Raw genomic sequence first — 20,859 nt, forward strand, 5'->3', positions numbered from 1 at the left:
AGTGGCACGAAGATGAAGGCAACCACCACGCGCCATCGCGATTCGGACCGCTACGCGGCACCGCATAGATGAATTGAGGTAATTCTCCTCACCCGTCCCATATCGGCAGGGCAAATGACGTCGTGCGGTCCGCCACGTGGCGGGTTCCGGAGCTCACGGAACCCGCCACGTGGACAGAGGCCTCAGATATCGAGCAGGCTGTTCTTCGATACACCGACGATATATTGCCGGCGCCGGAACCCCCGGCTGCCCCCAACACCGTCGGGGCCATCGCCCTTTCGGGCCGCTTGCTCGCTGCTTCCCCATGCCTCCCGGAAGCACGAAACTGGCCGAGAAGCGAGCGGCTCGACGGTCACTTGCTCACTCGTCAGCGAACAACTCCGCCGCATCCGTGGCATGTACGGCACGCTGGGCCCAGGCCTCCAGCTGGGCCAGGTCCGTGCAGGCTTCGACTCGCTCGCGGAAGGTATCGGGCACCGGGATTTTGCGCCATCCCAGGATCTGGAGCACCATCTCCGCCTTGGCCTGGGCCCGGCCTTGCTCCAGTCCCTGCTCCCGTCCTTCTTCGCGTACCTGCTCGGCCAGCGGGTGTCGCCAGAAGTACTGGATCGCCGTCATCAGGTCCCTCCACATCTGCTTCGCCTGGGGGTCGGCCAGGCAGGAGTCGACAAACTGCACGAAGACTGCGGCGCTGTCGGGGTCGATGGTCCGCAGGGCGGCGGCCAGGGATTCCAGTATGGCCGGAGCCTGCGGGCCACGCCCGTGTGTCATGGCCGACAGCACCGCAAGGGGGACGTCCTTCTGGGCCTGTCGCTCGTCCGCGATCACCGGCACGTTGTCCGGGCCGAGCACCAGCGGCCGTACCGTCAGCGACTCCCAGCCCGGGAATCCGAGCCGGATCGGGCGCGAGGCCCACCTGGCCGTCGTACTGCTCTGGGTGATGACGATCAGTACCGGCTCGCAACGGAATTTCTCATACAAATAGCTCAGGTAGTACGGCCAGCTGCCCCGCTTGCGCTCGTCCACCTTCCCCTGCGACTCGACCACCAGCAGGTACGTGCCCTCGTCCGTCTCCGCCCGCAGCAGCGTGTCCACACGGCGCTCGACCGGTTCGATCTCGGTCAGGTCGATGTTCAGCGCCGCGATCTCCCGCGGCTGAGGGAAGGGCACGTGCAGGACCTTCTGTAACGCTTTCGTGAGCAGCGTCGGATCCTTCTGGAAGATCCGGTGCAACGCCTCGTGCGACGAGCCGACCATCACGCCGCCCCCAGCTCACACCACACGTACTTCCCCCGGTCCCCGAACCGCGCCGTAGGCTGCCAGCCCCAGTAGTCCGAGCAACTCTTCACCATCGCCAGCCCCCGCCCGTCCTCCAGCTCCGCCACCCGCTCCAGCGGACGCGGCGGATCCGGCGGCGCGGGGTCGGTGTCCCACGCCCCGATCCACACCATCCCCTCCGGCGTGCGGCGGACCCTCAGCGCCGCCGGCCCCTTGGTGTGCCGTACGGCGTTCGAGACCAGCTCCGCCGCCAGCAGTTCGGCGGTGTCCACGATCCCGATCAGACCATGCAGCGTCAGGATCAGGCGCAGGGTGCGGCGGCACACAGTCACCGCTCTGAGGTCGTTGGGGATGTAGAGCGTGTAGCCCCAGGACTCGAAGGACTCGTTTTCGGGCATGCGTCATCAACTCCGTCGAGGTGAGGGGATTTCGCGCGCGGTGGCATTGCCGCAGCCGTCATGGCAGGACGACACGGTGCGCTTCCGCTGCGTATGCGGTACGTCACTGAAGGTAGGTCATAAATTTCATTCACGGCAAGCCGGTCGCGTAATCTGACCCTCGAACGAGTCACCTCATCAAGGCCGTTGATGAAAGAAGGGCACCGTGCCAGCACGTCGGCACCCCACCGCTCGCCAGGTACGCCTGGGCAGTGAGCTGCGCAGGCTGCGAGAGGCGGCCGGCCTCAAAGCGACTGAGGCGGCGAGCCTATTGGGGGCGAGCTCCGTCCAGATGAGTCAGATCGAGTCCGGGATCGCGGGTGTGAGCGAGCAGCGTGTGCGTCGACTTGCCGCCAACTATGCCTGTGCCGATGCAGAGTTGATCGATGCGCTTGCGTACATGGCGACCGACCGTACCCGGGGGTGGTGGGAGGAATACCGGGCTGTCCTACCAGCCGCCTACCAGGATCTCGCCGAGCTGGACCATCACGCGACGTTCCGCCACGACGTGGCAGTCATCCACGTACCGGGGCTATTTCAGACGGAGGACTATGCCCGAGCCCTCTTCGCCTACATGAATCCCGAGTTCCCGGACAGCGAAGTGGACCTCCGCGTGGAGCACCGGATGAAGCGGAGGGTCGTCATCGACGGGCCCGAGCCCATCCCGTACGAGACCGTGATCCATGAGGCAGCGCTCCGCATTCAGGTGGCCGGACGGGCAGCCTCCCGGGCTCAGCTGAACCGCATCCTGGAAGTGTCCGAGGCCGACCATGTCGCGGTGCGGATCATCCCCTTCGCGTTGCACGACTTCGCGGGAGCCGGAAGCACCATGGTTCACCTCGGTGGAGCGGTCCCCCGACTGGACACCGTCGTACGCGACGCTCCACACGGCACAGCCTTCGTCGACTCCGAAGCCCAACTGGAGCACTTTCGAAAACTCTTCCGTAAGGTGCGGGAACAGGCACTGTCCCCCGAGCAGTCGCGTGACCTCATCCACCAGTTGGCGAAGGAGCTGTGAGGACCGGCATGAACATCACCACCTCGTGGAAGAAGTCGTCCTTCTCCGGCGGAGGCGAGGGGAACGACTGTGTCGAAGTGGCCGACCTGGACACCCACATAGCCATCCGCGACTCCAAAACACCCGCCCGAGCCACCCTCACCTTCCCCGCCACCGCCTTCGTCCCCTTCATCGACTCCCTGAAGGGGACTTCTTCCCCCAGGTCCGCCTGACCCGGTTCACCCGTTCGCGGTGGTCGTCGGGCCCGCGTTCTTTCCCGGCGCCGGTTCGGTCAGGTCGCCCTGCCGGGCGTCGAGATCACCCGCGAGGATGTGCAGGCATGTCCACGCGTGCGTCGGCGAAGGCCGTGGAGAGCAGCACATCCGCGCGAGGGGTGTCACCGATGGGCCCGCTCGGTCCCGTCACGCCTACGACGCAACGGGACCCGTCCGCGTCCTCCAGGTGAACCAGGTCCACCGGACCCGCTTCGGTCACTCGGTTTCCTCGCCGGCCTCGGCGGTCTCGGTGGACGAAGGGGCCTCGCCGTCCTCGAAGTACGCGTCCAGCACCGCGTCCAGCTGCTCGTCCCACTCCTTGAAGTGGGACTTCGTCGTCGCCTCGATCTCGATCGGGTACCAGCGGCGGTCCGGGGTGTGCACGGTGATCGTGTAGCGCTTGCCGAAGCGGGGGGACTCCGTCTCGACCGCGGCGATCTCGTCCCAGCGGAACTCGCAGGACTCCTCGTCCAGGCGCAGGCGGACGCCCTTGCGGTCGGCCACGATCTTCGCTCGGCGGTCGGCGGCCTCGAAGACCGGGCCCTCGGCCCCTTCTTCCGCGGTTTCCTCGGTGGCGTCGGATTCGGGGACGGCGTCCTCCGGATCCGACGCCGTCGATGACCGCGCCGCCTCCGCCTCCGCTTCCGCGTCCAGCGGCTCCGGCTCCGGCTCCGGCTCCGGTTCGTCGGACCTCGTCGGCGCCGGGACCGTGATTCCGGGGATGAACGCCGGGTCGAAACCGGCGCCCGTCACGGGCTCGGCCTTCAACGGCTCGGCCTCGGACGGCTTGCTGCTCGCTCCTATGCGCTGCTCCACGGCGGCAGTATGGACGACTTCCCTGTGCCGGAACCAGTCAGCCCGCCCATCCCCGGTTTCACTCACGTCACGTTCACACGAACACGCTCACCGCCGCCGCCACCGCGAACCCCGCGACGGACAGCACCGATTCCAGGACCGTCCACGTCCGCAGCGTGTCCCGTTCGCTGATGCCGAAGTACTTGGCGACCATCCAGAAACCGCCGTCGTTGACGTGCGAGGCGAAGATGGAGCCCGCCGAGATCGCCATGATGACCAGGGCCACGAAGGCCTGCGAGTGGTGGCCCTCCGACAGCAGGGGGGCCACGATGCCCGCCGTCGTCACGATCGCCACCGTCGCCGAGCCCTGGGCCACCCGGAGGACGAGGGAGATCAGGTACGACAGCACGATCACCGGCAGGCCCACGCCGTGGAAGGTGTCCGACAGGGCCTGGGCGACCCCGCTCGCCTTCAGCACGGCGCCGAAGATCCCGCCCGCGCCGACCACCAGCAGGATGTTGCCGACCGGCTTCAGGGAGGAAGTCGACACCGTTTCCAGGGACTTGCGGGACCAGCCGCGCCGGATGCCCAGCAGGTAGTAGGCCAGGAGCAGGGCCAGGGTCAGGGCCACGAAGGGGCTGCCGAAGAACTCCAGGACCGAGCGGCCGGGGGACGGGTCCAGGGCGATCGAGGAGAAGGTGGCCGCCAGGATGAGGATCAGCGGTGTACCGATGATGGCCAGGACCGTGGTGAGCGGGACCGGGTGCTCCTGGGGCTCCACTCCCTGGGCGCGCTGTTCGGCCACGACCGCCTGCTTCGCCTCCTCCGCCGCCTCGGCCATGTCCTGCGGTACGGCGACGAAGATCCGCTTTCCGATCCAGGCGGAGAACGCCCAGGCGGCAAGTACGGCCGGGAGGCCGCAGACGATGCCCATCAGGATGACCCAGCCGAGCTGGACGTGCAGCAGGCCCGCGGCGGCGACGGGGCCGGGGTGCGGCGGCAGGAAGGCGTGGGTCATGGACAGGCCGGCCAGGAGGGGGAGGCAGTACAGGAGGATGGACTTGCCGCCTCGCTTGGCCGCCGCGTAGACGAGCGGGGCCAGGACGAAGATGCCGACGTCGAAGAAGACCGGGATACCGAAGATCAGGCCCGTCAGGCCCATCGCCAGGGGGGCTCGGCGCTCGCCGAACAGGGCCAGCAGGCGGGCCGCCAGTACCTCCGCGCCGCCGCTGACCTCCAGGATCGCGCCGAGCATCGTACCGAGGCCGATGATGATCGCGACGTGGCCGAGGATGCCACCCATGCCGGACTCGATGGTGGAGACGGCGTCGGAGCGCTGGACGGTGCCGAAGAGTTCGGTGACCGAGAGACCGGCCAGCAGGCCCACGGCTATGGAGACGGCGAGGAGGGCCACGAAGGGCTGCAGCCGGACCTTGATGATCAGGTACAGCAACAGGGCTATGCCGAGGCCGGCGACGGTGAGGAGGCCGGGGGTGCCGTCGACGAGGAGGAGCAGGCCTCCGGTGTGCGGTGGGGTGGCCGGCGCGGTCGCGGCCAGGGACGGGGAGGGCATACGGGGGTCCTCTGGGTAAGTACATGGTGCTTTCGGGCAGGGGGGATCGCGGCACGGCGGCCCGGGGGTGGGGGCCGCCGTGCCGTGAGGGCGGTGCGGAGGGTGAGGGGACGTCAGCTCAGGACGGCGAGCGCGTCGATCTCGATGAGGAGGCCGGCCGGGAGACCGACGTAGACGGTGGTCCGGGCGGCGGGCGGCTGGGTGAGGCCCTGCTCCTCGAAGTAGGTGTTGTAGATCTCGTTCATCTCGGCGAAGTGGTCCACGTCCGTCAGATAGACGCGGATCATCATCACGTCGTCCCAGCCCGCGCCGCCCTCTTCGAGGATCGCCTTGACGTTGGCGAGGGTCTGGAGGGTCTGCTCGCGCAGGGTGGGACCGGCCGGCGTGGGGGGCTTGCCCTCCTCGGCCGGCAGGAAGCCGACCTGGCCGGCGACCTGGAGGATGTTGCCCTTCCTGACACCGTGCGAGAACTTCGCGGGCGGGGTGGTGTGGGTCTTCGGGGTGAGGGCGGTCTTCTCGGTCATACGGGGTCCTTGTCGGTCATCGTCGGTCATGCGGGGCCCTCGTGGGGTCCGTCACGGGCGTTCTTCCGGAGTACTCGCCGCTGATCGCGTCCGCGGTACGGCGGACCTGCGGGAGCAGGGTGAGGAGTTCCTCGGCGGTGACGACCACGTTCGGGGCGGACACCGACATCGCGGCGACCACGCGGCCGTCGGCGCCGCGGACGGGGGCGGCGACGCAGTTGATGGACTCCTCGTGGCCACCGAGGTCGGTGGCCCAGCCCTGTTCGCGGACCGTGGCCAGTTCCTTGAGGAAGGCCTCGGCGTTCGGCGTCGAACGGGCCGTGTACAGGGGGTATTCGAGCTTGTCCGCGAGGGCTCGGCGCTCGGCTTCGGGCAGGTCGGCGAGGAGGAGTTTGGCGACGGCGGCGACCGTGATGGCGACGGGTTTGCCGATCCGCGAGTACATGCGGACGGGGTAGCGGCTGTCGACCTTGTCGATGTAGAGGACCTCGCCCTCCTCGTGGACGGCGAGGTGCACGGTGTGCCCGCAGGCCTCGTTCAGCCGTACGAGGTGGGGGTGGGCGATCTCGCGGATGTCGAGGTTCTCCATCGCCTCCTGGGCGAGGGCGAAGAGGCGGGCGCCGAGACGGTAGCGCTGGTCGGACTGGCGGTAGACCAGACCGTGTTCGTGCAGGGTGCGCAGGAGGCGGAGGGCCGTGGACTTGTGCACGCCGAGGCGGTCGGCGACCTGGCCGAGGTCGGCGGGGCCCTCGGCGAGCAGCGGCAGGATGCTCAGGGCGCGGTCGACGGTCTGACTCATGGGGTGTTCGCCTCCTGTGTGGCCCGCCCGGCCTGCGTCCAGCCGGGGGCGAGTCGAAGTCTCCCCCATGCGGTGTCGTCCAGGGCGGTCAGGCGGTCGGCGTGGTCCCGGGCGGGAGGCGCGGCCAGGTCGCCGGGGGTGGTGAGGGCGGCGGCGGCGAAGAGGTGGCCGAGTCGGAGGCGGGCCTTCAGGGGGAGCTCGCGGAGGGTGCCGGAGAGGAAGCCGGCGGCGAAGGCGTCTCCCGCGCCGACGTGGGCGACGACGTCCACCTTCGGGGCACGGACGAACGTCACGGTACCGTCGGCGTCCTCCATGCCGTCGGTGTTCTTGTCGAAAGCGGTCGCTCCGCCCTCGCCCTGCTTGACGACGACGATGGCCGGTTCGGGCAGCGCTTCGGCGATGGATCGTCCGCCGTGCAGCCCCCAGGCGTCCCGTGCCTCGTCGTCCCCCACGAACACGATGTCCGCGTGCCGCGCCAGGTCCAGCAGTACGCGCGGCCCGTCGGGATCGCGCCACAGCGAGGGCCGGTAGTTGACGTCGAAGGACACCAGCGGGCGGCCGGGGCGGGGTGCCGTCAGCTCGCGCATCAGCTCCAGGCAGTCGTCGGACAGCGCCGCCGTGATCCCCGACAGATGCAGCACCCGGCCCGTCCGTGCCGCCGCGAGGTCGACGTTGCCCGCGGACATGGCGGACGCCGCCGAACCCGCCCGGTAGTACGCCACCTCGTGCGCGCCCGTGCCCCGGTCGCCGGCCGTGCGGAAGTAGACGCCGGTCGGGCGGGCCGGGTCCCGGGACACGGACGAGACGTCGACGCCGTACCCGGCGATCCGCTCCACCAGGTGGTCGCCGAAGCCGTCCGCGCCGACCCGGCCGACCCACCGCGCGCTGTGCCCGGCGGCGGCCAGCACACAGGCCACGTTGGACTCGGCGCCGCCGATCGCGCGGTCGAAGGAGGGCACGTCCGCGAGGCGTCCCGGCCGGCTGGGCAGGAAGGTGACCATGGACTCGCCGAGCGCGACCACGTCCACCGCGTCCATGGCCGCACCCTTCACGGCGTAAGCAGCGTCGTTGATGATGACTCCTGTCCGATGCTCGGGTCACGGCTCCGTTGACCCGATGTCGGCGAGATGCTAGACACCATTCAGCAACCCATGCAATGCCCGTTGCACAGAATGCAACGGCGAGAGAGGGGCTCCATGAGCAGCGAAGCGCTCGTCCGGCTGGCCGAGGAACGCGTCGACCACCGCTTCAAGGGCCTCCCGCCGGACGCCGACGGCCTCACCGTCGGCGAACTGGCGGCCCAGCGCCGCAACCTCTTCACGGACGCCTTTCCCACCCCGGTGCTCGCGCTCTCCGCCGAGCGCCTGGAGCACAACCTGGCGCTCATGGAGACGTACACCGTCCGGCACGGCCTGGCCTTCGCCCCGCACGGCAAGACCTCCATGGCCCCGCAGCTCTTCCACCGCCAGATCGAGCACGGCGCCTGGGGGATCACGCTGGCGGTGCCCCACCAGGTGCGGGTCGCCCGGGAGTTCGGCATCCAGCGGGTGTTCCTCGCCAACGAACTCGTGGACGCGGCCGCGCTCCGCTGGATCGGCGGCGAGCTCGCCGCCGATCCCGGATTCCGGTTCGTCTGCTACGTCGACTCCGTGCGCGGTGTCGAGCTGATGGACGCCGCGCTCGAGGGCTGCCCCCGGCCCGTGGACGTCGTGGTCGAGCTGGGTGCCGGCGACGGGGCCCGCACCGGGGTGCGCACGGAGGCGGACGCCCGGGCCGTCGCCGAGGCCGTGGCGGGCACCGCGACGCTGCGGCTCGTCGGCGTGGCGGGGTACGAGGGCGAGGTACCGCAGGCCGATCCGGAGCGCGTGCGGTCGTATCTGCGGCGGCTGGTGGCGCTCGCCGCCGGCCTCGACGGGGCCGGCCTGCTGAAGGACGCGGAGGAGATCGTCGTCAGCGCGGGCGGCAGCGCCTGGTTCGACGCGGTGGCCGACACCTTCGCCGGCATCCCCGCACTCTCCCTGCCCGTGCTGAAGCTGCTGCGCTCGGGGGCGTACGTCTCGCACGACGACGGGCACTACCGCAGGATCACCCCGTTCACCCGGGTCCCGGAGGAGGGTGCGCTGGAGCCCGCGTTCCGGCTGTGGGCGCAGGTCGTCTCCCGGCCCACTCCCGAGCAGGCCTTCGCCAACGCGGGCAAGCGCGACGCGGCCTACGACCTGGACCTGCCCGCCGCCCAGGTGGTACGCCGGGACGGCGTGGAGCGCCCGGCCGACGGCATCACCGTGACCGGGCTGTCCGACCAGCACGCCTGGCTGCGCACCGAACCGGGCGCGGAGCTGGAGGTCGGTGACTGGATCGGCCTCGGCCTGTCGCACCCGTGCACGTCGTTCGACAAGTGGCAGCTGATCCCGGTGGCCGAGGCCGACGGGACGGTCGTCGACTACATCCGTACGTTCTTCTAGGAGCCGGTGAAAGGGAGGCGGGACATGGAGGACCTGGTCATCCGGGACGCCGACGTCGTCGACGGCAGCGGCGAGGCGTCGTACCGGGCGGACGTGGTGGTCGACGACGGCCGGATCGTCTCGATCGTCAAGGAGGCCGCCGCGGCCGGCTGCCAGCGCCCGCGCGCCATGCGGGAGCTGGACGCGGAGGGCCTGGTCCTCTCCCCCGGCTTCATCGACATGCACGCCCACTCCGACCTCGCCCTGCTGCGCGACCCCGACCACAGCGCGAAGGCGGCCCAGGGGGTGACCCTCGAAGTCCTCGGGCAGGACGGGCTGAGTTACGCGCCGGTGGACGACCGGACACTGGAGGAGGTGCGGCGGGCGATCACCGGGTGGAACGGGTACGGCGAGGACATCGACTTCGACTGGCGCTCGGTCGGCGGGTATCTCGACCGGCTGGACCGGGGCATCGCCGTCAACGCGGCCTATCTCATCCCCCAGGGCACGCTCCGCGCGCTCGTCGTCGGCTGGGAGGACCGCCCGGCGACCCCCGAAGAGCTGGACCGGATGCGGCAGTTGGTCGCGGAGGGGCTGGAGCAGGGCGCGGTCGGGCTGTCGTCCGGGCTGACGTACACGCCCGGCATGTACGCCCCGGACGCCGAACTGACCGAGCTGTGCCGGGTGGTGGCGTCGTACGGCGGCTACTACTGCCCGCACCACCGCTCCTACGGCGCCGGCGCCCTGGAGGCCTACGCCGAGATGGTCGCCCTCACCCGGGAGGCCGGCTGCCCGCTGCATCTGGCCCACGCGACGATGAACTTCGGTGTGAACGAGGGCCGGGCGCCCGAGCTGCTCGCCCTGCTCGACCGGGCGCTGGACGCCGGCGCGGACATCTCGCTGGACACCTATCCCTACACCCCCGGCTGCACCACCCTGGCCGCGCTGCTGCCGAGCTGGGCGAGCGAGGGCGGGCCGGAGGAGGTCCTGGCCCGGCTCACCGACCCGGCGACGGCCGCGCGGATCCGGCACGACCTGGAGGTGACCGGCTCGGACGGCTGCCACGGCGTGCCCGTGGAGTGGGAGACGATCGAGATCTCCGGCGTCACCGAGCCCGCCCTCGGCGACCTCGTGGGCCGCAGCGTCCGGGAGGCGGCCGAGCGGCGCGGCGAGGCCCCGTGGGACACCGCCCGCCGGCTGCTGGTCGAGGACCGGCTCGGTACGACGATCCTCCAGCACGTCGGCCACGAGGACAACGTCCGCACGATCATGCGCCACCGCACCCACACCGGCGGCTCCGACGGCATCCTCCGGGGCGACAAGCCGCACCCGCGCGCCTACGGCACCTTCCCGCGCTACCTCGGCCACTACGTCCGGGAGTTGGGGGTCCTCTCCCTGGAGGAGTGCGTCGCCCGTCTCACGTCCCGGCCCGCCGCCCGGCTGCGGCTGCCGGACCGGGGGCTGGTGCGCGAGGGGTACCGGGCCGACCTGGTGCTGTTCGACCCGCGGACAGTGGCGCCCGGCGCCACGTTCGCCGAGCCCCGCACCCTTCCCACGGGCATCCCGCACGTGCTGGTCGACGGCCGGTTCGTCATCGAGGACGGGAAGCGGACGGACGTGCTCGCGGGCCGGTCCGTCCGCCGTACGGCCGCCGGTTAGGGCTTGGGCAGGGTGCAGCCGGACGCGCTGAGGTTCAGCTTGTTGCCCGTGGTGAAGCAGGCCGGGATCAGGTAGGTCTCCTCGGCGTAGTTGATGCCCTGGTGGATGGTGACGTTGCCGTTCTGGTCCACCTCGCACGGGTTGTTCTCCGTGCAGGTCTCGCCGTCCTCGTTGCCGGTGTTGTTCACGGCGACGACCTTGCCGGTGCCGGTGTCGATCACCGGGGAGCCCGAGGTGCCGCCGATGGTGTTGCAGGAGGAGGTGTAACGGACCGAGTCCTTCCAGGTCCAGTCGCCCTCCTTCAGGCGGTACACGAACCCGTCGATGCTGCAGCTGTAGGTGCGCTTCCAGAAGGCGGAGACGACCTTGATGGCGGCGCCGGCGGTGGGGTGGGTGTCGTTCACGGTGAGCGGGCTGATCCCGTACGAGCTCTTGATCTGGGCGTACGTGGTGGTCAGCCGGTAGATCGTGACGTCGGTGTCCGTCATGGTCGAGTAGACGACCTGGTTGGCGCGCAGGGTGGCGACCTTGCTGCCGGAGGAGTTCAGCAGGCCGAAGGTGCGGCTGGAGGACTGGCCGGTGATGACCTGGCCGGGGTCGGGGAAGCCGGTCTCCAGGCAGTGGCCGTTGGTGAGCACGAGCGCCGGGTCGGTGTCGGCCGAGTTCGGAAAGCGGATGACGGAGCCGGAGCAGTTGCTGAGCGCCACGGTGCCGGCGAAGTCGACGGTCGCCTTGGGCTTGACGGCGGTGTGCGGCGCGGCGACCGCGGGTGCGGCACCCAGCCCGGCTATGGCCAGGGAGGAGAGTGCGGCAAGGAGAGGCTTGTTCATGTGGGGGTCCCCTCTTACGACTTGGGCGACCGGAGTTCTCCGGTCGCCCGCTGTTTGTCATGCGCATTGTCAGCGCAGAGAGGGGCGGGAACAAGAAGCCGGCTCAGGTCATAGGGGTTTCCCTGTGCGGAGAGCGCCGGCCAACTCAGCGGCGGATCAGCCGGCTTGGGCGCGGAGAGCGGCTACTCGCCGGCACCCTTCGGCTTGGTGACGACGGCGCCGAACAGGGCCGGCGCGAAACGGGAGGCGGGCGCCGGGTCCACCACCGGACGCGGACGCCGACGGGCCGGCCGTCGTGACCGTGGACGTGGGAGCGGGCGGCGTCGTGGCGGCGGCCGGGGCGCTCGGGGCGCCGGCCGCCACCCCTGGGACGCGCGGACGGCCGGGGCGGCGGACGAGGGGGACGACGGGACCGAGGGGGCCCCGGCGGCCGACGCCGAGGTACCCGCGGCCGGGGTCCCGGCGTCCGTACGGGGGCTCGCGTCGGCGGAGTCACCGACGGCGGCGCGGGTGCCGTCGGCCGGACCGGAACCGTCCGGGGCGGGAGAGTCCGAGCCGCCCGCCAGAGCGGCGATCACCGGGTTCGGGCAGCCCGTGCGCCGCGGCGGCCGGCTCACCGGGCGTCCGCTCACGGTCCCCGTCGGAGGCGAGCACGCCGGAAGAGCGCACCGGCTGCCCGGCGGGAGAAGGGAGGGGCTGCTCGGTCATGCGACAACCCCGCGGGTCACGCGGACACGTCGCGCCAAACGCACGCCAGTTGGGACGGAGGGGCCCGGCGGACCCACGAGGCCCGTCCCGCCGGGCCCCGAGAGAGCGGGGAACTCCCCCAGCCCCGTCAGTGATGGTGCCTGCCACGGCCGTGCCCCCAGCCGGCCGGGACACCGGACGCGGACGCCGACGGGCCGGCCGTCGTGACCGTGGACGTGGGAGCGGGCGGCGTCGTGGTGGCGGCCGGGGTGGTCGGGGCGCCGGCCGACCGCTCCTGGGACGCGCGGACGGCCGGGGCGGCGGACGAGGGGGACGACGAGACCGAGGGGGCCCCGGCGGCCGACGTCGAGGTACCCGCGGCCGGGGACCCGGCGTCCGTACGGGGGCTCGCGTCGGCGGAGTCACCGACGGCGGCGCGGGTGCCGCCGGCCGGACCGGAACCGTCCGGGGCGGGAGAGTCCGAGCCGCCCGCCAGAACGGCGATCACCGCGACCGCGCCGGCCACTCCCAGCGCCCCGGCGACGGCCGCCACCCGGCGCCGGCCGCCCGTGCGCCGCTCGGCACGCCGCCGCGCGGCCCGGCCCTCCCCCGGCAGCGACTGGCCGGCCGGTTCGACCGGTTCGATCAGCGGGGGGAGCTCCCGGGTCTCGTCGTAGGCGTTCTGCCAGCCGTGGGCGGCGGCGGGGTCGGCGTACTCGTCGTACGCCGGAGCGGAGACCGCCCGGGGGACGTACACGTTCGGCGGAGCCGGGGCGGACGGCGTCGGGCCGGCCTGCGGCAGGGTCTGAGCCGGCCCGGCGTCGTACCCTGCCTGCGGCAGGGTCTGAGCCGGCCCGGCGTCGTACCCGTCGGGCGGAGCCTGGGGCGTCTCACCCGGACCGCGTCTGTCGTCCATCCCCGGCTCTGTCTCTTCGTGCATCCCCGCCCCACTCCGCCTCGCTGTACCCACGACCACCCGTTCGGACCCACCCCCGGACGGCCCCGCCGCGCCGGCCAGGCCCGGCGGAGCGGCACCGCATTTTAGGGAGGCAAGCGGTTCCTGAGACAGCGAGGGGCGATATCCGGGCAAACCTCCGTGTCTCACGTGTCGGAAAACACGAGCCACGCGGCGATACCGGGCCGTAAGCTCACGACATGCAGGTGATCCAGTCGACCAAGCTCGCCAACGTCTGTTACGAGATCCGGGGCCCGGTTCTCGAGGAGGCCATGCGGCTTGAGGCGGCGGGGCACCGCATCCTCAAGCTCAACACCGGCAACCCGGCCGCCTTCGGCTTCGAGTGCCCCCCGGAGATCCTGGAGGACATCCTCCGCAACGTCTCCAGCGCGCACGGCTACGGCGACGCCAAGGGCCTGCTGGCCGCCCGCCGCGCGGTCGTCATGCACAACCAGACCCTCGGCATCGAGACGGACGTCGAGCACGTCTTCATCGGCAACGGCGTCTCCGAGCTGATCGTGATGGCCATGCAGGGGCTGCTCGACGACGGCGACGAGGTCCTGGTCCCGGCCCCCGACTACCCCCTGTGGACGGCGGCCGTCTCCCTGTCCGGCGGTACGGCGGTCCACTACCGCTGCGACGAGCAGTCCGACTGGATGCCGGACCTCGCCGACGTCGAGCGCAAGGTCACCGACCGCACCAAGGCCATCGTCATCATCAACCCGAACAACCCCACGGGCGCGGTGTACGACGAGGCGATGCTGAAGGGCCTGACCGACATCGCCCGCCGGCACAACCTGCTGGTGTGCTCCGACGAGATCTACGACAAGATCCTCTACGACGGGGCCACGCACACCCCGACCGCGAAGATCGCCCCCGACCTGCTCACCCTCACCTTCAACGGCATGTCGAAGGCGTACCGGGTGGCCGGCTACCGGGTCGGCTGGATGTCGATCTCCGGCCCGCGCGCGCACGCCGACTCCTACATCGAGGGTCTGACGATCCTGGCGAACATGCGACTGTGCGCCAACATGCCGGGGCAGCACGGAGTGGTCGCCGCGCTCAGCGGACGCCAGTCGATCAAGGACCTCGTCCTGCCGGGCGGCCGGCTGAAGGAGCAGGTGGACACGGCGTACGAACTGCTGACGCAGATCCCGGGCGTGAGCTGCGTGCGCCCCAAGGGCGCGCTGTACCTCTTCCCGCGCCTCGACCCCCAGGTCTTCAAGATCAAGGACGACCGGCAGATGGTCCTGGACCTGCTGCGCCAGGAGAAGATCATGGTCGTCCAGGGCACGGGCTTCAACTGGCCCGAGCCGGACCACTTCCGGGTGGTGACCCTGCCCTCGGTCGGCGACCTGCGGGACGCGATCACCCGGATCGGGAACTTCCTGGACGGATACGGCCAGCCGTAGTCGACGGACTTCATTCCGTGACCCGGCTCAACTTTAGACGAAATCCAAGCTAGGATGGCTTCCTGTCAGCGCACAGGAGGCCGTTCCCCATGTACGAACCGATCCGCACCAAGTCGGTCCACAGCACAAGGGCCGACCGCGCCTCCGACTTCCCCCACCGCTCGCGCGAGGAGGAGCTGGACATCCAGCTCGCCGGACACCTCGCGGCGCTGCTCACCGTGACCGACGAGCTGCGCGGGCTGACTCCGTCGGCCGACCTGGACACCGCTGCCGAGCGGCTCGCCGGGCAGGTGGCCCGGCTCCGGGGAGGGCGCGCCCCGCTGCGGGCGGCGCCGTCCACCACCGGTGAGCCCGCGGCGCTGCACCGGCGCGCGCACGCCCTGGCGGGCCGGGCACTGGTCGTCGCCGCGTCCCGTGCGGACACCTCGGCGGCGATCCTCGCGGCGGAGCGCATGGACGCGCACAGCTCCGCGCCGGCGCCCAGCTCCGCCGCCCACTGACCCCCCACTGACCCACCGGGGTCCCTCGATCGGCCCCGGTCCGCGTGCACCCGCAGCGACGCGCGGACCGGGAGCCATACACCGCGCCGGCTCCGGCCGGCTTCCTGGGGTGCTGCGCGTGGCGCCGGTGCGGTGGGCCGGGAGCAGGTCTCGCCGTAGGGGCTCGTGCCGTCGCGCGAGTGCCGGTTCGCTGTGGCTGGTCGCGCGGTTCCCCGCGCCTCTGACGGCATCGCAGTGCCGGGGCCGGCGGACAGGCGAGGGCCTGCCGTCGTGCTCCCGCGGGGCGAGCGGGAACGTGACGACAGGCCCAGGACCCCCACGCCGTTGTGCGGGCCTCGCCGGCATGTCACCACGGCCGGCCGGGACGATCGCTGGTCAGGGCACGGCGGCCGGCCGTGGAGTCTCGGGCGGGACTAGCCCAGGCGCTCCACCAGCGCGTGGTACTGGTCCCACAGCTCCTTCGGGGTGTGGTCGCCGAAGGTGTTGAGGTGCTCGGGGACCAGGGCGGCCTCCTCGCGCCAGACCTCCTTGTCGACCGTGAGCAGGAAGTCCAGGTCGGAGTCGGACAGTTCGAGGCCCTTGGTGTCCAGCGCGCCCTTGGCCGGCAGCACGCCGATCGGGGTCTCGACGCCCTCGGCCCTGCCCTCCAGGCGCTCCACGATCCACTTCAGGACACGGGAGTTCTCGCCGAAGCCCGGCCAGACGAACTTGCCCTCGTCGTTCTTGCGGAACCAGTTGACGTAGTAGATCCGCGGCAGCTTGGACTGGTCCTTGCCCTTGGCGACGTCGACCCAGTGGCCCATGTAGTCGCCCATGTTGTAGCCGCAGAACGGCAGCATCGCGAACGGGTCGCGGCGCAGCTCGCCGACCTTGCCCTCGGCGGCGGCGGTCTTCTCGGAGGCCACGTTGGCGCCGAGGAAGACGCCGTGGTTCCAGTCGAAGGACTCCGTCACCAGCGGCACCGCGCTGGCGCGCCGACCGCCGAAGAGGATCGCCGAGATCGGCACGCCCTTGGGGTCCTCCCACTCCGGCGCGATGATCGGGCACTGCGAGGCGGGCGTGGTGAAGCGCGCGTTGGGGTGCGCGGCGGGCTCGGCGGAGTCCGGGGTCCAGTCGCGGCCCTTCCAGTCCGTCAGGTGGGCCGGGGTCTCCTCCGTCATGCCCTCCCACCACACGTCGTTGTCGTCGGTGAGGGCGACGTTGGTGAAGACCGAGTTGCCCCACAGGGTCTTCATCGCGTTGGCGTTGGTGTGCTCACCGGTGCCGGGCGCGACGCCGAAGAAGCCCGCCTCGGGGTTGATCGCGTACAGCCGGCCGTCCTCGCCGAAGCGCATCCAGGCGATGTCGTCGCCGATGGTCTCCACGGTCCAGCCGGAGATCGTGGGCTCCAGCATGGCGAGGTTGGTCTTGCCGCAGGCGCTCGGGAAGGCGGCGGCGACGTACTTGGACTCGCCCTGCGGCGGGGTGAGCTTGAGGATCAGCATGTGCTCGGCCAGCCAGCCCTCGTCACGCGCCATGACCGAGGCGATGCGCAGCGCGTAGCACTTCTTGCCGAGCAGGGCGTTGCCGCCGTAGCCGGAGCCGTAGGACCAGATCTCGCGGTCCTCGGGGAAGTGCGAGATGTACTTGGTGGAGTTGCACGGCCACGCGACGTCGTCCTGGCCCTCCTCGAGCGGGGCGCCGAGGGAGTGGACGGCCTTCACGAAGAAGCCGCTGTCGCCGAGTTCGTCCAGGACGGCCTGGCCCATGCGCGTCATCGTGCGCATGGAGACGGCGACGTAGGCGGAGTCGGTGATCTCCACGCCGATCGCGGAGAGCGGGGAGCCGAGCGGGCCCATGCAGAACGGGACGACGTACATGGTGCGGCCCCGCATCGAGCCACGGAACAGGCCCTTCTCGCCGCTGAAGATCTCCCGCATCTCGGCGGGGGCCTTCCAGTGGTTGGTCGGGCCCGCGTCCTCCTCCTTCTCGGAGCAGATGAAGGTCCGGTCCTCGACGCGCGCGACGTCGGTCGGGTCGGAAGCGGCGTAGTAGGAGTTGGGACGCTTGATCGGGTCGAGCTTCCTGAAGGTGCCCTTGGCCACGAGCTCTTCGCACAGTCGCTCGTACTCGGCCTCGGAGCCGTCGCACCAGACCACACTGTCCGGCTGGGTCAGTTCGGCGATCTCGTTGACCCACGAGATCAGTTCCTGGTGGTTGGTGGGGGCGGGAGCCGCGATGTCGCGCGCCACGATTGCTCCTAAGTGAGGGATTTTTGCCCTGGTAAGGGATTTTTCCTTGGGGCCCCGTGGGGGCTGCGACCCGGATGCTTCGCAGTCGTTCGACTGTTGGCGCTCATCCGGTGCCGACCGCACTCATTTGATCATCCGTCGAGAGTGCGCATATGTCCAGAGGGGGTCACAGGTGAGCGGCGTGAGGAAGGCCACGGTTTTCGCATCTTTCCTGGGTACCTCGGTGTTCCTTTACGTGCACGTTGAGTTCGCCTGAAGGACTTTTTGAACACCCGCGTCACACCCGCCATGAGACGATGGCCACTATGCGCACCTTCACGCGCCGCACTGATTCGTAACTTACGGTTCCGTAGGTACGATGCGGCCCATGACTGCGCCCGCCCCCGACGCGCCCATGGACTCGCCGGCCGACGGCCGCGGTCCCGTCGCGCTCTCCTTGCCGCATCCGGTGAAGCCCCGGCTCCGCGGCTGGCTGCACCTCGGCATGTTCCCGGCCGTGCTCATCGCAGGGCTCGTGCTCACCGCGCTCGCCGACTCCACCAGAGGCCGCATCGCCTGCGGGATCTACGTCCTGACCGCCTGCCTGCTCTTCGGCGTCAGCGCGCTGTACCACCGCGGCGACTGGGGCCCGCGGATGGACGGCGTCCTGCGCCGCCTGGATCACGCCAACATCTTCCTGATCATCGCGGGCACCTACACCCCCCTGACCCTGCTGCTCCTGCCCGGCGCCAAGGGCCAGTGGCTGCTGTGGGGGATCTGGGCCGCCGCGGCGGCCGGCATCGTCTTCCGCGTCTTCTGGGTCGGCGCCCCGCGCTGGCTCTACACGCCCTGCTACATCGCCATGGGCTGGGCGGCCGTCTTCTTCCTGCCCGACTTCCTGCGCACCGGCGGCATCGCGGTCCTGGTCCTGGTGATCGTCGGCGGTCTGCTCTACAGCGCCGGCGGCGTGGTCTACGGCATCAAGCGACCGAACCCGTCACCGCGCTGGTTCGGCTTCCACGAGGTCTTCCACTCGTTCACGCTCGCCGCGTTCGTCGTCCACTACGTCGGCATCTCGCTGGTGGCGTACCAGCACGCGTAACCGAACCCCCCTCACTCCACGGCCACGGCTCACCAGCCGTGGCCGTTTTCGTATGCCCTGAAACCGTCACTCTATTGACAGTCACAAGAATTTGAGAGTTACTCTCTTTTCATGGCGACTGTCACTCACACCGACGAGACGCGGCGCGACCCCCGCCGCTGGTGGGCCCTCGGGGCCCTGGTCGCGAGCATGCTGGTGCTCGCCTTCGACTCGACGATCCTCAACGTGGCCCTGCCGACCATGGCCGGGCAGCTCGACGCCACCACGGGACAGCAACAGTGGATGGCGGACGCGTACGTCATCGTCTTCGCCGCGCTGATGCTCCCGGCCGGTCTGCTCGGCGACCGATTCGGCCGGCGCCTGATGCTCATCGCCGGACTCGCCGTCTTCCTCGGGGGCTCGGTGCTCGGCGCCCTGGCCGGCGACGTGGACGCCGTGATCGCCGCCCGCGCGGTGATGGGCGTCGGCGCCGCACTGATCATGCCCCTGTCGTTGTCCGTGCTGCCCGCGATGTTCGGGCCGGACGAGCGCGGCAAGGCCGTTGCCCTGATCTCCACCGCCTCGGCCCTCGGCATGCCGCTCGGCCCCCTCGTCGGCGGCTGGCTGCTGGGCCACTTCTGGTGGGGCTCGGTCTTCCTGATCAACATCCCGATGGCCGCGCTCTCCATCGCCGCCTGCGTCTTCCTGCTCCCGGAGAGCCTCCCCCACTCTCGGCTTCGTTCGAGCGGGGGGACCCCCATCCCGGCGGGCCCGAAGGTCGACACCGTCTCCACCGCGCTCACGGCCACCGGGCTCGGCGCGCTGATCTACGCGATCATCGAGGCCCCGGACCGGGGCTGGGGCGACGGCCTCGTGCTGGCGGTGTTCGCGACGGCCGCCGTCCTGCTCGGCGCGCTCGTGCGCCGCGAACGCCGGACGACCCGCCCCATGCTCGACATGAACCTGCTGACACACCGCGGCTTCCTGCTCAACACCACCGCCGCGACCCTGGTGATGTTCGTGCTCTCGGGCCTGATGTTCACCGTGCCGACCTACCTTCAGGCGGTGCTCGGTCACGACGCCTTCGGCACCGGTCTGAGGCTGCTGCCGTTGACCGCCGGCCTGATGGTCGCGGCCAAGGGGGCCCAGTCGGCCGTCGCCCGGTTCGGGGCGCGCTCGGTGGTCAGCGCGGGCCTGGTCGTGCTCGCCTTCGCCGCCCTGCTGGGCAGCCGTACCACCACGGACTCCGGGTACGGCTTCACCGCCCTGTGGCTGTCGATCACCGGACTGGGCTTCGGCTTCGCGGTCGTCCCGGCGATGGACGGCGCGCTCGGCACCCTGCCCGCCGACCGGGCGGGCAGCGGCTCCGGGCTGCTCATGACGCTCCGCCAGGTGGGCGGCGCCATCGGCATCGCGCTGCTCGGCAGCCTCCTCGCGAGCGCCTTCCGGTCCCGGCTCGACGTGACCGGGCTACCCGGTCCGGTGGCGCACACGGCCGGGGAGTCCGTGGTGGCCGCCCATGCGGTGGCCGCATACAGCGGCTCGGCCCACCTGGCGGCCTCCGCGAACACCGCGTACGTCCACGGCATGACCCTGGTGCTGATCGTGTGCGGGATCGCCTCCCTGGTGGCGGCCCTGCTCGCGGCCCTGCTGCTGCCCAGCGCCCCCGTCGTGGGGCGGACCGGGCCGAAGGAGACCCCGGCCGTGGCCGCTCCCGTCGCGGATGCCGGACAATGACCGGCATGACGGCCGCACGCTCCCCCCTCCCCTCCGCCGACCGCCCGCAGCCGGGGCTGCGTGAGCGCAAGAAGATCAAGACCCGGGAGGCGATCCGCGCGGCGACCTACGCCCTCGTCCGCGAACAGGGCTACGACGCGACGACCGTCGAGCAGATCGCCGAGCGGGCCGAGGTGTCACCGTCGACCGTCTTCCGGTACTTCCCGACCAAGGAGGACATCGTCCTCACGGACGAGTACGACCCGATCATCCTGGCGGAGATCCGGGAGCGGCCCGCCGACGAGCCCTGGACGGACACCCTCCGGTACGTCCTGCACCGGGCCGTCCAGCTCGGCACGTCCGAGGACCAGGAGGTGTCCCGGCTGCGCACCCACCTCATGGTGCAGGTCCCCGCGGTGCGCTCGCGGATGATGGAGAGCATGTCGGCGACCGGCCGGATGCTCTGCCAGGCCATCGGCGAGCGCACCGGACGCGACCCGGACGGCCTGGAGGTCCGGGTCTACGCCATGTCCCTGATCGGCGGCCTGATGGAGACGTCGATGTACTGGGCGGAGAACGACCACAGGGACGACTTCACTTCCCTGATCGACCGCGCCCTGGACGTCATGGAGCACGGCCTGCCGAACGAAAACCGCTGAGGGCCGGCCGGCCTCGCGTGCGATGCTGACG

General features: G+C 70.8%; 19 protein-coding genes. 9 read left to right on the forward strand and 10 right to left on the reverse strand.

The window, feature by feature from the left end; genetic code table 11:
- Positions 1-360: 360 nt before the first annotated feature.
- Both AB0D93_RS10825 and AB0D93_RS10830 read right to left on the reverse strand, forming a co-directional pair.
- Complete coding sequence (locus AB0D93_RS10825; RefSeq protein WP_362117219.1) at positions 361-1,257, reverse strand: hypothetical protein; 897 nt, start codon at positions 1,255-1,257, stop codon at positions 361-363.
- Entirely contained in the window at positions 1,257-1,676 is a 420-nt protein-coding gene (locus AB0D93_RS10830; protein ID WP_362116465.1) for an ATP-binding protein, read from the reverse strand. Before AB0D93_RS10830 ends, AB0D93_RS10825 begins: the two co-directional genes overlap by 1 nt.
- A 205-nt stretch (positions 1,677-1,881) precedes the next feature.
- On the opposite strand from AB0D93_RS10830, the gene AB0D93_RS10835 reads away from it, so the two are divergent.
- Complete coding sequence (locus AB0D93_RS10835; protein WP_362116468.1) at positions 1,882-2,733, forward strand: helix-turn-helix transcriptional regulator; 852 nt, start codon at positions 1,882-1,884, stop codon at positions 2,731-2,733.
- An 8-nt stretch (positions 2,734-2,741) separates the two neighbouring features.
- Complete coding sequence (locus tag AB0D93_RS10840) at positions 2,742-2,945, forward strand: DUF397 domain-containing protein (RefSeq protein ID WP_362116471.1); 204 nt, start codon at positions 2,742-2,744, stop codon at positions 2,943-2,945.
- Positions 2,946-3,203: 258 nt separating this feature from the next.
- Here AB0D93_RS10840 and AB0D93_RS10845 read toward each other — a convergent pair whose 3' ends face one another.
- The 5 genes from AB0D93_RS10845 to AB0D93_RS10865 form a co-directional block, all read right to left on the reverse strand.
- Complete coding sequence (locus AB0D93_RS10845; RefSeq protein WP_362116474.1) at positions 3,204-3,803, reverse strand: hypothetical protein; 600 nt, start codon at positions 3,801-3,803, stop codon at positions 3,204-3,206.
- Positions 3,804-3,876: 73 nt separating this feature from the next.
- Positions 3,877-5,355 (reverse strand): gluconate:H+ symporter, encoded by a 1,479-nt coding sequence (locus AB0D93_RS10850; protein WP_362116477.1) that lies wholly within the window; start codon positions 5,353-5,355, stop codon positions 3,877-3,879.
- 113 nt (positions 5,356-5,468) lie between these two features.
- The gene (locus AB0D93_RS10855; RefSeq protein WP_362116480.1) at positions 5,469-5,879 is read right to left on the reverse strand and encodes a RidA family protein; all 411 of its coding nucleotides are present in this window, start codon (positions 5,877-5,879) and stop codon (positions 5,469-5,471) included.
- Positions 5,880-5,895: 16 nt separating this feature from the next.
- Positions 5,896-6,678, reverse strand: coding sequence for an IclR family transcriptional regulator (locus AB0D93_RS10860; RefSeq protein WP_362116483.1), 783 nt, complete (start codon positions 6,676-6,678; stop codon positions 5,896-5,898).
- Positions 6,675-7,715 carry a sugar kinase gene (locus tag AB0D93_RS10865; RefSeq protein ID WP_362116487.1) on the reverse strand — a complete coding sequence of 347 codons (1,041 nt, stop codon included), beginning with the start codon at positions 7,713-7,715 and terminating at the stop codon, positions 6,675-6,677. The genes AB0D93_RS10860 and AB0D93_RS10865 overlap by 4 nt, the downstream gene beginning before the upstream one ends.
- Before the next feature lie 159 nt (positions 7,716-7,874).
- Between AB0D93_RS10865 and AB0D93_RS10870 the strand changes: the two genes are divergently transcribed.
- Both AB0D93_RS10870 and AB0D93_RS10875 read left to right on the forward strand, forming a co-directional pair.
- The gene (locus AB0D93_RS10870; RefSeq protein ID WP_362116490.1) at positions 7,875-9,140 is read left to right on the forward strand and encodes an amino acid deaminase; all 1,266 of its coding nucleotides are present in this window, start codon (positions 7,875-7,877) and stop codon (positions 9,138-9,140) included.
- A 24-nt stretch (positions 9,141-9,164) separates the two neighbouring features.
- Complete coding sequence (locus tag AB0D93_RS10875) at positions 9,165-10,778, forward strand: D-aminoacylase (protein WP_362116493.1); 1,614 nt, start codon at positions 9,165-9,167, stop codon at positions 10,776-10,778.
- On the opposite strand, the gene AB0D93_RS10880 is transcribed toward AB0D93_RS10875, so the two are convergent.
- Positions 10,775-11,608: a serine protease gene (locus AB0D93_RS10880; protein WP_362116496.1), complete on the reverse strand. Its 834-nt coding sequence runs from the start codon at positions 11,606-11,608 to the stop codon at positions 10,775-10,777. The genes AB0D93_RS10875 and AB0D93_RS10880 overlap by 4 nt on opposite strands.
- 835 nt (positions 11,609-12,443) lie before the next feature.
- A complete protein-coding gene (locus AB0D93_RS10885) occupies positions 12,444-13,211 on the reverse strand; it encodes a hypothetical protein (protein WP_362116499.1) in 768 nt (255 codons plus the stop codon).
- A gap of 239 nt (positions 13,212-13,450) precedes the next feature.
- Here AB0D93_RS10885 and AB0D93_RS10890 point away from each other — a divergent pair, with 239 nt between their 5' ends.
- Both AB0D93_RS10890 and AB0D93_RS10895 read left to right on the forward strand, forming a co-directional pair.
- Positions 13,451-14,662 carry a pyridoxal phosphate-dependent aminotransferase gene (locus AB0D93_RS10890; protein WP_362116502.1) on the forward strand — a complete coding sequence of 404 codons (1,212 nt, stop codon included), beginning with the start codon at positions 13,451-13,453 and terminating at the stop codon, positions 14,660-14,662.
- 89 nt (positions 14,663-14,751) lie between these two features.
- The gene (locus tag AB0D93_RS10895) at positions 14,752-15,162 is read left to right on the forward strand and encodes a hypothetical protein (RefSeq protein ID WP_362116505.1); all 411 of its coding nucleotides are present in this window, start codon (positions 14,752-14,754) and stop codon (positions 15,160-15,162) included.
- 413 nt (positions 15,163-15,575) lie between these two features.
- On the opposite strand, the gene AB0D93_RS10900 is transcribed toward AB0D93_RS10895, so the two are convergent.
- Entirely contained in the window at positions 15,576-17,393 is a 1,818-nt protein-coding gene (locus AB0D93_RS10900; protein WP_362116508.1) for a phosphoenolpyruvate carboxykinase (GTP), read from the reverse strand.
- Positions 17,394-17,760: 367 nt separating this feature from the next.
- On the opposite strand from AB0D93_RS10900, the gene AB0D93_RS10905 reads away from it, so the two are divergent.
- The 3 genes from AB0D93_RS10905 to AB0D93_RS10915 all read left to right on the forward strand — a co-directional run bounded on the left by AB0D93_RS10905 (position 17,761) and on the right by AB0D93_RS10915 (position 20,828).
- A complete protein-coding gene (locus AB0D93_RS10905) occupies positions 17,761-18,474 on the forward strand; it encodes a hemolysin III family protein (protein WP_362116511.1) in 714 nt (237 codons plus the stop codon).
- A gap of 111 nt (positions 18,475-18,585) precedes the next feature.
- Positions 18,586-20,190 carry an MFS transporter gene (locus AB0D93_RS10910; RefSeq protein ID WP_362116514.1) on the forward strand — a complete coding sequence of 535 codons (1,605 nt, stop codon included), beginning with the start codon at positions 18,586-18,588 and terminating at the stop codon, positions 20,188-20,190.
- The gene (locus AB0D93_RS10915; RefSeq protein ID WP_362116517.1) at positions 20,187-20,828 is read left to right on the forward strand and encodes a TetR family transcriptional regulator; all 642 of its coding nucleotides are present in this window, start codon (positions 20,187-20,189) and stop codon (positions 20,826-20,828) included. Before AB0D93_RS10910 ends, AB0D93_RS10915 begins: the two co-directional genes overlap by 4 nt.
- The last annotated feature ends 31 nt before the right edge of the window (positions 20,829-20,859 follow it).

This window comes from Streptomyces sp. NPDC048191 (assembly GCF_040652655.1).
Classification (GTDB): domain Bacteria; phylum Actinomycetota; class Actinomycetes; order Streptomycetales; family Streptomycetaceae; genus Streptomyces.